The organism is Burkholderia sp. Ac-20344 (assembly GCF_017104975.1).
GTDB lineage: Bacteria > Pseudomonadota > Gammaproteobacteria > Burkholderiales > Burkholderiaceae > Burkholderia.
On sequence record NZ_JAAGPP010000034.1, the window covers coordinates 1 to 14184 of the forward strand.

Here is a 14184-nt window from a genome sequence, read left to right on the forward strand (position 1 = left end):
TCACCAGACGTCCGCGTGCGACGCGGTGAGCGCGGCCTGCATCGTGCGGGCAAGCGTGTGCGGATCGTGTGTGGACCCGGTCTGCGAGCGGCGCGTGTCGTAATGCGTGTCGATGCGGGCGTCGAGCGCGGGGGCGGCCTCGGCGGCGACACCCGGCGCGGCGGCGCGCAGCCGCTTGAGAATGGCGTCGCGCGCGCTCATTGCTTGTCTCCGCGCAGCGACGCGGCGCCGGCCGTGCGCCGCCACAGGAAGCTGGCGAGATGCTCGACCGGCAGCGTCGCGCCGGCCTTGGTCGCAGCGTGGCCGATGTTCAGCAGGCAGCCGCAGTCGGCGGACACGAGCCGGTCGCAGCCCGTCGCGCAGGCCGACGCGACCTTGTCGCGCACCATCGCGCCTGAGATGTCCGGATGTTTCAGCGAGAACGTGCCGCCGAAGCCGCAGCATTCGGATTCGCGCTCGTGTTCGATGCGCGTCACGCCCGGCAGCGCGTCGACGAGCGCGACGCCGTGCCCGCGCGTGCCCATCTCGCGCCGCGCCGCGCACGACGTGTGCAGCACGACGCGCTCGTCGGCCCCGGCGCTGGCCGTGGCCGCGTCGAGCCGCACGTCGAGCACATGGACGAGGAATTCGGCGAGTTCGTAGGTTCGCTCCGCGATCGCGCGGGCTTTCGGGCCGTGGACCGGATCGTCGGCGAACAGCGCCGGCCAATGGTGGCGGATCATGCCCGCGCACGAGCCGGACGGCACGATCACGGGCCACGGTTCGGCGAACAGGTCGAGCTGCGCGGCCGCGACGCGGCGGGCTTCGTCCGGGTTGCCGCTGCTGTAGGCCGGCTGCCCGCAGCAGCTCTGGCCGCGTGGATAGTGGACGGTCAGGCCTTCGCGTTCCAGCAGGCGGACCGCGTCGAGCCCGGCTTCGGGGACGAACAGGTCGACCAGGCAGGTCGCAAACAGATAGACGTGCGCGGCGGCGGCGGCGGGGTACAGCCTTTCGTTCATGTCTCGCTCCAGAGGCGACGGCCCGGCATGCGGGACGACGATTTCGCTGCATAATTCCCGCGACGGCGCCGCAGCTCAAATTGGTTGGGCCAATCGGCGCGGCACGCATTCCGCAGGGAGACGCGACGATGGCAGCGATGACGGCACGGGGCCGGACCGAAGTGGTGATGCGCAAGATCGAGACGGCGCTGCTCGACGGCACCTGGCCGGCCGGCGCACGCCTGCCGGCCGAGCGCGTGCTCGCGCAGCAGTACGGGGTGGCGCGCAATACCGTGCGCGAGGCGACCCAGCGGCTCGTCGCGCGCGGGCTGCTGCAGAGCCGGCGCGGCGCGGGCGTCTACGTGACGGACCAGTTGCGTGCTGGCATCGCGTCGCCGTGGGGCCAACTGGTCGCCGATCACCCCGCGCTGCGCGACGACATCCTCGAGTTCCGCCGCGTGCTCGAAGGCGCGACCGCGTATTTCGCCGCGCTGCGCGCCGACGCGAACGACCGGCGCCGGATCCGTGCGCTGCTGCGCGAACTCGAAACGGCGCATGCGACCGGCGCCGCGGCCGTCGAAGCCGCGACCGACGCGAAGCTGCACGAGGCGATCGCGCTCGCGTCGCACAACACGATGTTCCTGCACCTGCATACGAGCGTGATCGGGATGCTGCGCGAGCACATCTCGATCAACGTGGCGGGCATGACGACGCACGACGAGCAGGCGTCCGAGCTGCTGTTGCTGCAGCACCGCGTCGTGTGCGACGCGATCTGCGCGCAACGGCCCGAGGAGGCACGCACCGCGATGCAGACGCATATCGACTACGTGCGCAGCCATTTCGAGCGCAGCGGCGACGGGGCCTGAGATTGGTCGGACCGCTTCGATGAGCAGCCCGTCCGGCGGGCGCTTCCGGCGCGGCGGGGCATCGACGCGCGGCGGGCGGGCGCATACCTGTGGTTCGGTGCTGTCGGTGCCGCCCCCGCGATTGACCGGTTCATCGGGCGGCCACTAGAATCGGCCGGAACCGCGCGCGAGCCGCGCGCCGCGGCGCATGCGGGCCTTTGTCCTGCCAGTCGAGGAAGTTTCCGTGTTCACGTCTTTGATCCGGTGCGCATCGGCCGCGCTGTCGTGGCGCGCCGCATGCCGCCCGGCCCGCGCGCTGGCCGCCGGCGTACTGCTGTCGCTCGTCGCCGCGTGTGCGACGCATCCGCCCGCCACCACGCTCGATCGCCCGGTCTCCCATGCGTTGCCGCCCGATACCGCGACGCCGCTGCGCGACGCGCTGGCCGCGCCCGAGGCCGCGCATCCGGGCCAGTCGGGCTTCCGGCTGCTGCCGGAAGGCGCCGAGGCGCTGCAGATGCGCATCGCGCTCGCACGGGCCGCGACGAAGACGCTCGACATGCAGTACTACATCGCGACCGAGGACACGACCGGCAAGCTGCTGCTCGCCGCGGCGCTGTATGCGGCCGATCGCGGCGTGCGCGTGCGGATGCTGGTCGACGACCTGAATTTCCGCGACATCGATCGCATCATGGCCGCGCTGAACTCGCACCCGAACATCGAGATCCGCGTGTTCAACCCGTTCGGCGCGTCGCAACAAGGGATGGTCGAGCGCACGACCGACTTCTTCACGCGCATCGACAGCTTCACGCGCCGGATGCACAACAAGGCGATGATCGCGGACAACCAGATCGCGATCGTCGGTGGCCGCAATCTCGGCGACGAATACTTCAACGCGAGCCCGACGCTGCAGTTCCGCGATCTCGACGTGCTTGCCGCGGGCCCCGTGACGCACGACGTCTCGGCGAGCTTCGACACCTACTGGTCGAGTGCGAGCAGCTATCCGCTGCGCGTGCTGAATCACCAGTCGTTCGATCCGAAGGACCTCGACACGACGCGCGACGAGTTGCGCAGCCATTGGCGCCAGAACGCCGATCCGTACAACGCGAAGCCGCTGAACGCGACGCCGCTCGCGCAGCAGATCGCGCGCGACGAGCTCGCGCTCGTATGGGCGCCGGCCGAGTTCAAGGTCGATGCACCCGACAAGGTCGCGCAGCCGACCGACGCATACGTGAGCCCGCCGATGCAGCGCCTGGTCGAACTCACGCGCGGTGCGCAGCAGGAATTCCTCGCGTTCTCGCCATACTTCGTGCCGCACGACGCGGGCGTGAAGATCCTCGGCGACACGACCGCGCGCGGGGTGCGCGTCGCGATCCTGACCAATTCGCTCGCCGCGACCGACGCGGTTGCCGTGCAGGCCGGCTACGGGCCGTACCGCGTGCCGCTGCTGCAGCACGGCGTCGAGCTGTACGAGTTCAAGGCGCAGCCCGGCCGGCAGCGCGCGCGCCTGTTCGGGTCGCGCTCGCGGGCGAGCCTGCATGCGAAGGCGTACGTGATCGACCGGAAGATCCTCGTGATCGGCTCGATGAATCTCGATCCGCGCTCCGCGCACCTGAATACCGAACTGGCACTCGTGATCCACAGCCCGGCGCTCGCACAGCAGGTCGCGGCGATCTTCGCGCGCGTGACGCAGCCGGACGACAGCTACCGGGTGAGCCTCGTGACGCCGGCGGGCGGCGGGTCGCCCGAACTCGAGTGGACGGGCATCGACAACGGCCGGCCGACCACCTATCACGTCGATCCGCACGCGGGGCTGCTGCGCAACCTGATGACCGGCATCTTCATGCTGCTGCCGGTCGACGACCAGCTTTAAGGGGACGGAAGCGCTCCGGCTAAACCCGCGTTTCCGGTGCGCGAGGAAAGGTGATATGGTTGTGCGCGCAACGAATATGGCGCGCAAGACGGAGCCGCCGGGCGGCCCGCGCCAAGCGTGCCGCGCACACCCGCAACCGGAGTTCCCCCATGCAACGTGTCCCGAACCAGCCGTTCACGCGTCCCGCCCGTTTCTCCGAAGCCGAATGGCAGGCGCGCGTGCAACTCGCGGCGGCTTACCGCATCTTCGATCATCTCGGCTGGACCGAGCTGATCTACAACCATATCTCGCTGCGCGTGCCGGGCGAGGACGGGCATTTCCTGATCAATCCGTTCGGGCTCCATTACCGCGAGGTGTGCGCGTCGAACCTCGTGAAGATCGACATCGACGGCAGCGTGATCGGTCATTCCGACTGGCCGATCAATCCGGCCGGCTTCACGTTCCACAGTGCGATCCATGTGGCGCTGCCCGATGCGCACTGCGTGATGCACGTGCATACCACGCCGACGATGGCCGTCTGCTGTTCGCGCGACGGGCTGTCGTTCTCGAATTTCTATTCGGCGCAGCTGTACGGGAAGATCGCGTATCACGACTTCGAGGGCATCACCGTGCACCTCGAAGAAGGGCGGCGCATCGTCGAGAGCGCCGGCGGCCGGCCCGTACTGCTGTTGCGCAATCATGGGCCCGTAACGATCGGCGCGACGCTCGCGCAGACGTTCTCGCTGATGTGGCTGCTCAATCGCGCGTGCGAGGTGCAGGTCGCCACGCATGCGATCGGCGACGCGCTGCCGATCGCGCCGCCCGTGCTCGAAGCGTGCGTGCGCGATTCGCTGAATTTCGACCCGAAGCATGGCGCGGGGCAGGACGCGTTCGATGCGCTGCAGCGTATCGTCGATCGCATCGATCCCGGCTATCGCGCGTGACGCGAAGCGGCGCGATCGCCGGCAGTGCGATCGCTTCATCATGCTTGATACGCGATGAACCGGCTTCGGCGGCGCGCGCAAAAAAAACGCGGCCGGGTGGCCGCGTGAATACTCGCAGACTCCTTCGGACGAAGGAAACAAGCAACTGTGAGACGGAGTGTAGCGAAAGGCCGCGCGTGGATTCAGGCATCGGGCTGCAAAGGTCCATTCCAGGTTGACGCAGACTGACGCGTCGTGCGCCGCGCGAGAGGGCGGGCCGTGCGCGGTGCGGCGATTCGCTGCATGGCCGTTCGGTGGATGCCCGGACCGGCGGCGATCGACTACCATCCTGTCTGGCGCCCCCGTTCGGGCGGCGTACAACGTCGTACAAGGAGAGTCCATGCTCAAGCTGCGTTTGCTCCAGGTCGCGTTACTCGCGGGCGTGCTGGCCGCCGGCAGCGCCGCCGCCGAAACGGTTCGCCTGTCCGCCAATCTCCAGCCGTCGAGCGAAGTGCCGCCGACGGCGACCAAGGGCGCGGGCGACGTCGCGGCCACCTACGACACGGCCACGCACATGCTGCAGTGGAAGGTCACTTACGAACACCTCACGGGGCCGGCCACTGCCGCGCATTTCCACGGGCCCGCGCCGGTCGGCCAGAACGCGGGCGTGCAGGTGCCGATTCCGAAGGACGAGCTGGCGAGCCCGATCAAGGGCTCGAAGGAACTCACCGACGCGCAGGTCACCGACCTGATGGGCGGCAAGTGGTATTTCAACGTCCATACGAAGGAGCATCCGGCCGGCGAGATCCGCGGCCAGGTGATGCCGGCGAACTGAGTGCCGGCGTTTGATGTAGAGGCACCTGTCGAGCGGCGCGGGAACGATCGCACGTACCATCGTCACATTGTGATTACGGAGTGCGTCCGATGAGTTGGCAAAGCAAGTTCGCCTGCTGGCTGCTGCGCTGGCAGTTCCGTCCCGAGACCACGCGGGAGGTGCTCGATCCCGCCCGCGCACGGCGCTTTACCGACTTGCGGATGGTCGTGCCGCGCCGCGCGCCGTCGGGCTACCGGCTGCGCCAGTGCTACGGCGCGGGCGACGCGCCGCTGCGCGGCGAATGGCTCGAGCGCACCGACGCGGGTGCGGGTCGCGGGCCCGGCCGCACGCTGCTGTACTTCCACGGTGGCGGTTACTACTTCTGTTCGACGAAGACTCACCGGCCGCTCGTGTTCGGCCTGACGAAGCGTGCGGGCGTGCGCTCGTTCTCGCTCGACTACCGGCTGGCGCCCGAAAACCGTTTCCCGGCCGCGCTCGACGATGCGCTGGCCGCGTACCGGCAACTGCTGGCGCTCGGCACGCCGCCCGAGTCGATCGTGCTCGGCGGCGATTCGGCGGGCGGCGGCCTTGCGCTCGCGACGCTCGTCGCGCTGCGCGACCGCGGCGAGCCGCTGCCGGCCGGTGCGATCCTGTTCTCGCCGTGGACCGACCTGGCCGCCACCGGCGCCACGCTGCGCACGAACGACGGCACCGATCCGATGTTCGCGGGCGCTGCGCTGGCGAAGGCCGCGAAGCTGTACCTGGGTGACGAGCCGGGGACGAATCCGTACGCATCGCCGCTCTATGCGGATTTCACGGGCCTGCCGCCGCTGTATATCCAGGTCGGCAGCACCGAGGTGCTGCTCGACGATTCGCGCCGCGTCGCCGAGAAGGCGCAGGCGGCCGGGGTGGCGGTGGAAATCGAGGTGTGGCCGGACATGCCGCACGTGTGGCAGCTGTACGCGCCGATGGTGCCGGAAGCGCGCGACGCGCTCGACCGTGCTGCAGCGTTCCTGCGCCGCGTCGCGGTCGAGCGTGCGGTTCAGCGCACCGGCGAGGCGTCGATCGCCTGATAGGCGGCCTTGACGGCCGCCGAGCCGTACTTGCGCTCGAGCCGGCGGACGGTGAAGTGGCCGTGCGCCATCTGCTGGAAGTGGTCGATGAACAGCGTATTGACGGTCGCGCCGAGCACGGCGCCGATCGCCGGAATCGACTTCGCGGCCATCTGCTCGGTCACCTGCACCGAGAAGCGCGACGCCACCGTCTGCACGAGCTTGAACACGGCCGCCGAGCTGTGCGCGGCGATGCCCTTCGTCGTGATGTCGGACGATGCCTTCGAGATCGCCTGCGCGAGCGTGCCGCGCAGCACGAAATAGCCGAGATCGGCGTCCTCTTCCTGCTTGTCCGGGTTGCCGCCCATGCCGAGCACGGCCAGGCATTGCAGCTGCGTATCGACCGAGCTCAGGTCTTCGCCCTCGCTGCGCGCGATGTCGCACACCGAGCGGAAGATCAGCGTCGTCGTCACCGGCAACTCGACCGGCAGCGCGAGAAAGCCGAACGCGCCGCCCGCCGCGCCGGTCGTCGCGACCGCGAGCTTGTGCAGCAGGTTGCTCGGCTTGTCGGGCTCGGCGTCCGGCGCGGGCGGCTTGCCGAGCGTGCGTAGCGCGATGTTCAGGCACTTGCGCAGCGCGAGCTGCGTCGCGTCGTTGATCTTGCCGGTCGCGAAATCCGGCAGCCGCGCGATCATTTTCTCGACCGGCGCGCCCAGCATGCCCGTCAGCTTCATCGTCAGCGACGGGCTTTCCAGCACCTGCCTCGCGCGCCACAGCGCGTCGCGATCCTCCTCCGACAGCGTGGTCGCGGGGGTGATTGAAATCGGTTCCATCTTTCTCCTTGGCGGTCTGAGCCGGTTTGACCGTCGCCAGCCTAGATTACTCCGGCATGCTAGAATTTTGAGATTGTTTGACTCGTCAAAAGTTGCGTCGACAAAAAATGGCCGTCCATACTGCCGCCCACCATTCGAGTGGGCAAGTCCTGCCGTTCCGCGAATCGCTGCTGGCGATGATCGGGATCTCGTTCGTCACCATGCTCGTCGCGCTCGACCAGACCGTCGTCGGCACCGCGTTGCCGACCATCGTCGCCGAGCTCCGGGGTTTCGACCTGTACGCGTGGGTCGCCACCTCGTACCTGCTCAGTTCCGTGATCACGGTGCCGATCTTCGGCCGGCTCGGCGATTATTACGGCCGCAAGCCGTTCGTCATCGCGTCGATCGTCGTGTTCACCGGTGCATCGGTGCTGTGCGGGATGGCGAACGACATGCTGATGCTCGTGCTCGCGCGCGGGCTGCAGGGGATCGGCGGCGGGATGCTGGTCGGCACCGCATTCGCGTGCATTCCCGACCTGTTCCCCGATTCCGTCGTGCGGCTGCGCTGGCAGGTGCTGATGAGCTCCGCGTTCGGCATCGCGAACGCAGTCGGCCCGTCGCTCGGCGGCGTGCTGACCCAGTCGTTCGGCTGGCGCTCGGTGTTCTACGTGAACCTGCCGGTCGGCCTGCTGTCGCTGCTGTTCGTGTGGCGCTACCTGCCGCACCTGCGCCACGTCGAGCACGATCGCAAGATGCGGCTCGACTGGCCGGGCGCATTGCTGATCGCGCTGTCGCTCGGCGCGCTGCAGCTATTTGTCGAATGGCTGCCGAAGTACGGCGTCGCGAGCTGGGCGTCGCTGCTGCTCGTCGTCGCGGTCGCGGCCGGTTTCGGCCTGTGGCACTGGGAGCGGCGCTGTGCGCAGCCGATCCTGCCGTTCGACATGTTCGGCAACCGCGCGCTGTCGGCGCTCTTCGTGCTGGCGATCCTCGCCGGCTTCTCGATGTTCTCGCTGCTGTTCTACGCGCCGCTGCTGTTCCAGGGCGGGTTCGGGATGTCGCCGAAGGAGGCGGGGCTCGTGATCACGCCGCTCGTCGTGTTCATCACGATCGGCAGCATCATGAACGGCCGCGTCGTCACGCGCATCCGCAATCCGAATGCGATGCTGGACGTCGGCTTCGTGCTGTTTGCGATCACCTGCGCGGGCATCGTCGTGTCGACCCACACGACGCCGAAGTGGGTACTGATGGCGCTGATGGTCGCGGGCGGCATCGGGCTCGGCTTCGTGCTGCCGAACCTCACCGTATTCGCGCAGCAGACGGCCGGCCGCGAGCACCTCGGCATCGCGACGGCGCTGCTGCAGTCGCTGCGGATGGTCGGCGGGATGATCGGCACCGCGCTGACCGGCACGCTCGTCAACCAGATGTACTCGGGCGGCGTGCGCGACGCGCTGTCGGCCGACCACGCGATGCAGTGGCATGCGCAGCTCGCCGATCCGCAGATCCTGATCGATCGCGCCGCGCAGGGCGGACTTGTCGCCGAGCTGACGCGTGCCGGGCATAATGGCGCGCTGCTGCTGGAAGCGGCCCGCGAATCGCTCGTCGGCGCGATTCACCTGGGTGTCGCAATGGCGGCCGTCGTCGCCGTGGTGTCGGTGTGGCAGTGCCGCCGCGTGCCGCCGATCGCGCTGCGGCACAAGATCGAACCGCATGTCGCGGCCGACTGAACGATTGAACGATTGAACGAGTAGAACTGAGCGCATGGAAGAACAGGACCGCGTCGCGATCTTGCAGCAATTCGGACGCACGTATCGCGCATTCATGACCGCGTTCGAGGCGCACGTCGGGCAGCCGATGCCGCGCTGGCGCATCATGGTCGCGTTGCACACGATGGGCGGGCATTCGTCGCAGAAGAAACTCGTCGAAGTGCTGCGCGTCGATCCGGGCGCGCTCACGCGCCAGTTGAAGTCGCTCGACGCGCTCGGCTGGATCCAGCGTGAATCCGACGCACGCGACAATCGCGTGACCAACGTGACGCTGACGGACGAAGGCCGCGCCGCGTTCGACGCGTGCCTGCCGCGCCGCAAGGCGTTTCTCGAACAGACGATGGCGCAATTGCCGGACGACGTGCTGAATGCGCTGTCGGGTGCGCTGGCGATGCTGGAGTCGCGGATCGCGGACGTCGGCTCGACGCCGGCCGCGCGCTGACGCGCGGAGCGGGGCGGCGCGAATACGCCGCCGGCCCGGTCCTTCATCTCATCTCAATTCACTTCTGCTTCAAAGCTCGATGCGCGTTCCCAGCAGCGCGAGGAACTGCGCGAGCCAGGCCGGATGCGCGGGCCACGCAGGCGCGGTGACGAACGGCGCGTCGGTCACGGCCGCGTCGACCGGGATGTCCGCGTATTCGCCGCCCGCGAGCTTCACCTCGGGCGCGCAGGCCGGGTAGGCCGAGATGCGCTTGCCGCGGATCACGTCGGCGGCCGCGAGCAGTTGCGCCGCGTGGCAGATCGCGGCGATTGGCTTGCCGGCTTCGGCGAATTCGCGCACGAGCGAGATCACCTTCGGATCGAGTCGCAGGTATTCGGGGGCGCGGCCGCCCGCGATCGCGAGCGCGTCGTAGCGCGATGCGTCGACGTCGTCGAACGCCGCGTTCAGCGTGAACTGGTGGCCGGGCTTCTCGGTGTAGGTCTGGTCGCCCTCGAAATCGTGGATCGCGGTCTTGATCTTGTCGCCCGCGCGCTTGCCCGGGCAGACTGCATCGACGTGGTGGCCGACGGCCTGCAGCGCCTGGAACGGCACCATCGTTTCGTAGTCTTCGGCGAAATCGCCGGTCAGGAACAGGATCTTCTTCGCGGCCATGGCTTTCTCCAGTGGAGCTGCGTTGAGGGCCCGCATGCGGCCGGCGAGTGCAACGCCCGCCCGGGGCCCCGAGGACGAAAGCGCAGTGTACTCCGGCCGCTTGAAGCGCGCGTGACGGCCGCCCCGCGCGAGCGGCGGGGCGGTGTGCGCGATGGGCGTCAGAAGAAGGTTTCGACGACTTCCGTCACGCGGAACTGCGGATCGAGCACGAGCACCTGGCGCCACTTGTCGAACGTCAGGCACGGGTGCGAGATGTCGAACGCGACCATGTCGCCGACCTTCACGTCCGCGCCCGGCGGGATCTGCAGGTACGCGTGCTGGTCCATCATCCCGGTGACGGCCCAGCCTTCGGCGGCGGCGACGTCGCGCGGTGCAGTGTCGCGGCCCGGGCGGAAGTGGCGCGCCGGCTCCGGCAGCCCCGCGTCGAACGCCGCGTCGCGCTTGCCGAGCGCGACGATCGCACGATTGGCTTCCGGCACCGACTGCACGTAGGCCCACAGCTGCAGCGCGGGCAGCAGCCCTTCGCCCATCGTGCGTGCGATCGGGTTGCGCGCGAACACGTCGGTCTGCGCCTTCTTGTAGATGCCGACATCGTGCGTCAGGTAGCAGCCCGGACGCAGCACGACTTCCGCGAAGCCGGCGTCGGACGCCTTCGCGAACTCTTCCGCGACCACGTCGTACCACGCCGAACCGGCGCCGGACAGGATCGCCGGCGTCCGCGCGAAGCGGCCTGCCTCGGCCAGCTCGCGCGTGAGCGCGACCGCGTCCTGCAGGAACGTGCGGATCTCGCCTTCCTCCTTCAGCACGCCTTCGTAGAGCTCGATGCCGGCCAGCTTCAGCGTGTCCGGATAGCGCGCGATCGCGGCGAGCACGGCATCGCGCTGCGCGGCATCGCGCACGCCCGCGCGGCCGCCCGGCACGCCGAGCTCGAGCAGCACGTTCAGCGGCTTCTTCAGTGCGCCGAAGAAGCGGCCGAGCTGGTCGACGCTCTCGGCGGAATCGACGAGGCAGAAGAATTCGAAGTCGGGATCGGACAGCAGCCCGGCGATGATCGTCATGTTCTGGCGGCCGACCAACTGGTTCGCGAGCAGCACGCGCCGCACGCCGCCGTGATACGCGGCCTGCGTCTGGTGCGCGGTCGCGAGCGTGATGCCCCACGCGCCGGCGTCGAGCTGGCGGCGGAACAGTTGCGGCGCCATCGTCGTCTTGCCGTGCGGCGCAAACTTGACGCCGTACTTCTGGACGAAGGCCTGCATCCAGTTCAGGTTGTGTTCGATGCGGTCCTCGTAAAGCACGGCCGCCGGCAGGCTGACGTCTTCCGCAAGCAGGTTCCACTCGAGGCGGCCTGCGTCGCCGAGCGGCACGCTCGCGCTCGGCAGATTGCCGAGGCCCTTGCCGAACGGATCGATCGTCGCTTCCTGATAGTTTGTAACTTTCATGTCATCCCGCTCCATCATCACTATGCATTGCACTGAAGTTGACACGCCGATGGTACAGAAAGTAGCATCGGCGCGGTGATGTTATTTAGTAACATCGAGCTTCATACCCTTTTCCGCAGATGAATACGCCCGCCCCCCCGTCCGCTCCGCTCGCGGCCGAGCCCCATCCGGCTCCGGCCGCTCCGCCGGTCCTCGACATCGTCGCGCGGATCGCCGAATGCGCGCCCGAACTGCGCGAAGCCGAGCGCAAGGTCGCCGCGTTCATCCTTGCCGACCTGGCGCGCGCCGCGCATGCGAGCATCGGCGCGCTTGCGCGCGACGCGGAGGTCAGCGTCGCGACGGTCACGCGTTTCGCGAAGGCCGTCGGCTGCCGCGACGTGCGCGAACTGAAGGTGCTGGTCGCGCAGGCGGCGGCCGTCGGCCAGCGCTTTCTGGTGCCGTCCGACGATACGCCGGCCGACGACACGAGCCCCGCGTCGATGGTCTACGACGAGATCCGCGTCGCGCTCGCGCACAACCATCAGTTGCTGCGCAATACGTCGTTCGAGGCAGCGGCCGACTTGCTCGCCGGCGCGAAGATGACCTACGTGTACGGACAGGGCGGCGGCTCGACCGCGCTCGCCGACGAGCTGCGCTTCCGGCTCGTGCGCTTCGGCCGGCCGGTCGCGAGCTACCAGGACAGCCTGCTGCAGCGGATGGTGGCCGCGACGCTGTCGCGCGACACCGTCGTCGTCGCGCTGTCGGTGAGCGGCCGCGTGCCCGAGCTGCTCGAGAGCTGCCGGCTCGCGAAGCGCTACGGCGCGACGCTGATCGCGATCACGGCGCCGGCTTCGCCGCTCGCGAAGCTGGCCGACCACCTGATCCCGGTCGTCGCGTTCGAAACCGATTTCATTTACAAGCCGTCGACATCGCGCTACGCGATGATGATGGCGATCGACGTGCTCGTCACCGGAGTCGCATTGCGGCTCGGCGATGCGGGCCGAGAATCGCTGCGTCGCATCAAGCACGCGCTCGATGCGCACCGCGGCGGCGGAGACCGTCAACCGGTAGGAGACTGACCATGCATTCGCATCCCGAAGCCGCCGATACGCTGATCGTCGGCGCGCAGCTTTACGACGGTACCGGCGCGCCGCCCGTCACGCGCGACGTCGCGATCCGCAACGGCCTGATCGCGGCGATCGGCAACCTGTCGAACTGGCTGGCCGAGAACGTCGTCGATGCGAACGGCCGCGCGCTTGCGCCGGGCTTCGTCGACGTGCACACGCACGACGACACGCACGTGATTCGCGCGCCCGCGATGATCCCGAAGATCTCGCAGGGCGTGACCACCGTGATCGTCGGCAACTGCGGGATCAGCGCGTCGCCGGTGACGCTCGCGGGCGATCCGCCCGACCCGATGAACCTGCTCGGCGAGCGCGGCGCGTTTCAGTACCCGACCTTCGCCGACTACGTCGCGGCCGTGAACGACGCGCGTCCGGCCGTGAACGTCGCCGCGCTCGTCGGTCACACGGCGCTGCGCAACAACCAGATGGATCGCCTCGACCGCGCGGCGACCGACGGCGAGATCGCCGGCATGCGCGCGCAGCTCGAGGAGGCGCTCGCGAACGGTGCGCTCGGCCTGTCGTCGGGCCTCGCGTACGGCTCCGCGTTCGCGGCGCCGACCGAAGAGGTGATGGCGCTCGCCGAGCCGCTCGCGAACGCTGGCGCGCTGTACACGACGCACATGCGCACCGAGTTCGACGCGATCCTCGACGCGATGGAAGAGGCGTACCAGGTCGGCCGCCATGCGCGCGTGCCGGTCGTGATCTCGCACCTGAAGTGCGCGGGCCCGTCGAACTGGGGGCGCAGCACCGAAGTGCTCGCATCGCTCGAAGGCGCGCGCCGCTACCAGCCGGTCGGCTGCGACTGCTATCCGTACAGCCGCAGCTCGTCGACGCTCGACCTGAAGCAGGTGACGGGCGACATCGACATCACGATCACGTGGTCGGAGCCGCACCCGGAAGTGGCGGGCAAGCTGCTGAAGGCGATCGCGGCCGACTGGGGCGTGACCGAGCAGGAAGCCGCGCAGCGCATCCGCCCGGCGGGCGCCGTGTACCACAACATGTCCGAGGACGACGTGCGCCGGATCCTGTCGCATCCCGCGACGATGGTCGGTTCGGACGGCCTGCCGAACGATCCGCTGCCGCACCCGCGGCTGTGGGGCGCGTTCCCGCGCGTGCTCGGCCATTACGTGCGCGACACGAACCTACTGCCGCTCGAGGAGGCAATCCGCAAGATGACGTCGCTGTCCGCGCGCCGCTACGGGATCGCGCGGCGCGGCGAGGTGCATGTGGGCTACCACGCGGATCTCGTGCTGTTCGACCCGGCGAGCGTGATCGACGCCGCGACGTTCGAGAAGCCGCAGCAGCCCGCGCACGGGATCGACGCCGTGTGGGTGAACGGCGTGCTCACTTATGAAAACGGCCAGCCGACCGGCGAGCGCGCCGGCGGCTTCGTCGCGCGCGGCGAGCGCGTGCCGGCGAGTGCCGACGCCGCGTTCTGAGCGCGGTTGTTGTTCCGATCTGCCGCGCGTGCCGTCGCCGGTGCGCGCATCCGCAACCGCGCGTTGCATGGGCCG

Annotated in this window: 13 protein-coding genes and 1 pseudogene; 9 read left to right on the forward strand and 5 right to left on the reverse strand. The window is 68.9% G+C overall.

Going from position 1 to position 14184, the window contains the following annotated elements:
• Positions 1 to 3: 3 nt before the first annotated feature.
• Both G3N64_RS13485 and G3N64_RS13490 read right to left on the reverse strand, forming a co-directional pair.
• Positions 4 to 201 (reverse strand): annotated as a pseudogene (locus tag G3N64_RS13485) (lactate utilization protein C); the annotation flags it as partial.
• Positions 198 to 998, reverse strand: a complete 801-nt coding sequence (locus G3N64_RS13490) for a (Fe-S)-binding protein (protein WP_205784395.1) — start codon at positions 996 to 998, stop codon at positions 198 to 200. The gene G3N64_RS13490 and the pseudogene G3N64_RS13485, both read right to left, overlap by 4 nt.
• Before the next feature lie 128 nt (positions 999 to 1126).
• Here G3N64_RS13490 and G3N64_RS13495 point away from each other — a divergent pair, with 128 nt between their 5' ends.
• The 5 genes from G3N64_RS13495 to G3N64_RS13515 all read left to right on the forward strand — a co-directional run bounded on the left by G3N64_RS13495 (position 1127) and on the right by G3N64_RS13515 (position 6481).
• A complete protein-coding gene (locus G3N64_RS13495; protein WP_205784396.1) occupies positions 1127 to 1843 on the forward strand; it encodes a FadR/GntR family transcriptional regulator in 717 nt (238 codons plus the stop codon).
• A 223-nt stretch (positions 1844 to 2066) separates the two neighbouring features.
• The gene (locus G3N64_RS13500; protein WP_205784397.1) at positions 2067 to 3692 is read left to right on the forward strand and encodes a phospholipase D family protein; all 1626 of its coding nucleotides are present in this window, start codon (positions 2067 to 2069) and stop codon (positions 3690 to 3692) included.
• A gap of 149 nt (positions 3693 to 3841) precedes the next feature.
• The gene (locus tag G3N64_RS13505; RefSeq protein ID WP_205784398.1) at positions 3842 to 4615 is read left to right on the forward strand and encodes a class II aldolase/adducin family protein; all 774 of its coding nucleotides are present in this window, start codon (positions 3842 to 3844) and stop codon (positions 4613 to 4615) included.
• 379 nt (positions 4616 to 4994) lie between these two features.
• The gene (locus G3N64_RS13510; protein WP_205784399.1) at positions 4995 to 5429 is read left to right on the forward strand and encodes a CHRD domain-containing protein; all 435 of its coding nucleotides are present in this window, start codon (positions 4995 to 4997) and stop codon (positions 5427 to 5429) included.
• An 89-nt stretch (positions 5430 to 5518) separates the two neighbouring features.
• The gene (locus tag G3N64_RS13515; RefSeq protein ID WP_205784400.1) at positions 5519 to 6481 is read left to right on the forward strand and encodes an alpha/beta hydrolase; all 963 of its coding nucleotides are present in this window, start codon (positions 5519 to 5521) and stop codon (positions 6479 to 6481) included.
• Here G3N64_RS13515 and G3N64_RS13520 read toward each other — a convergent pair.
• Complete coding sequence (locus G3N64_RS13520; protein WP_205784401.1) at positions 6451 to 7293, reverse strand: EcsC family protein; 843 nt, start codon at positions 7291 to 7293, stop codon at positions 6451 to 6453. The two genes, G3N64_RS13515 and G3N64_RS13520, sit on opposite strands and share 31 nt — an antisense overlap.
• Positions 7294 to 7400: 107 nt before the next feature.
• On the opposite strand from G3N64_RS13520, the gene G3N64_RS13525 reads away from it, so the two are divergent.
• Together G3N64_RS13525 and G3N64_RS13530 are read left to right on the forward strand one after the other, a co-directional pair.
• Positions 7401 to 8996, forward strand: a complete 1596-nt coding sequence (locus G3N64_RS13525; RefSeq protein ID WP_205784402.1) for an MDR family MFS transporter — start codon at positions 7401 to 7403, stop codon at positions 8994 to 8996.
• A 34-nt stretch (positions 8997 to 9030) separates the two neighbouring features.
• Positions 9031 to 9477, forward strand: a complete 447-nt coding sequence (locus G3N64_RS13530; protein WP_205784403.1) for a MarR family transcriptional regulator — start codon at positions 9031 to 9033, stop codon at positions 9475 to 9477.
• 69 nt (positions 9478 to 9546) lie between these two features.
• Here G3N64_RS13530 and G3N64_RS13535 read toward each other — a convergent pair whose 3' ends face one another.
• On the reverse strand, positions 9547 to 10128 hold the full coding sequence (locus tag G3N64_RS13535) for a DJ-1/PfpI family protein (RefSeq protein ID WP_021161332.1): 582 nt from the start codon (positions 10126 to 10128) through the stop codon (positions 9547 to 9549).
• Between the two features lie 158 nt (positions 10129 to 10286).
• Complete coding sequence (locus G3N64_RS13540) at positions 10287 to 11567, reverse strand: amino acid deaminase (RefSeq protein ID WP_205784404.1); 1281 nt, start codon at positions 11565 to 11567, stop codon at positions 10287 to 10289.
• Positions 11568 to 11686: 119 nt separating this feature from the next.
• On the opposite strand from G3N64_RS13540, the gene G3N64_RS13545 reads away from it, so the two are divergent.
• Both G3N64_RS13545 and G3N64_RS13550 read left to right on the forward strand, forming a co-directional pair.
• Positions 11687 to 12625: a MurR/RpiR family transcriptional regulator gene (locus G3N64_RS13545; RefSeq protein ID WP_205784405.1), complete on the forward strand. Its 939-nt coding sequence runs from the start codon at positions 11687 to 11689 to the stop codon at positions 12623 to 12625.
• A gap of 2 nt (positions 12626 to 12627) precedes the next feature.
• Positions 12628 to 14109 carry a D-aminoacylase gene (locus tag G3N64_RS13550; protein WP_205784406.1) on the forward strand — a complete coding sequence of 494 codons (1482 nt, stop codon included), beginning with the start codon at positions 12628 to 12630 and terminating at the stop codon, positions 14107 to 14109.
• Positions 14110 to 14184: the final 75 nt, after the last annotated feature.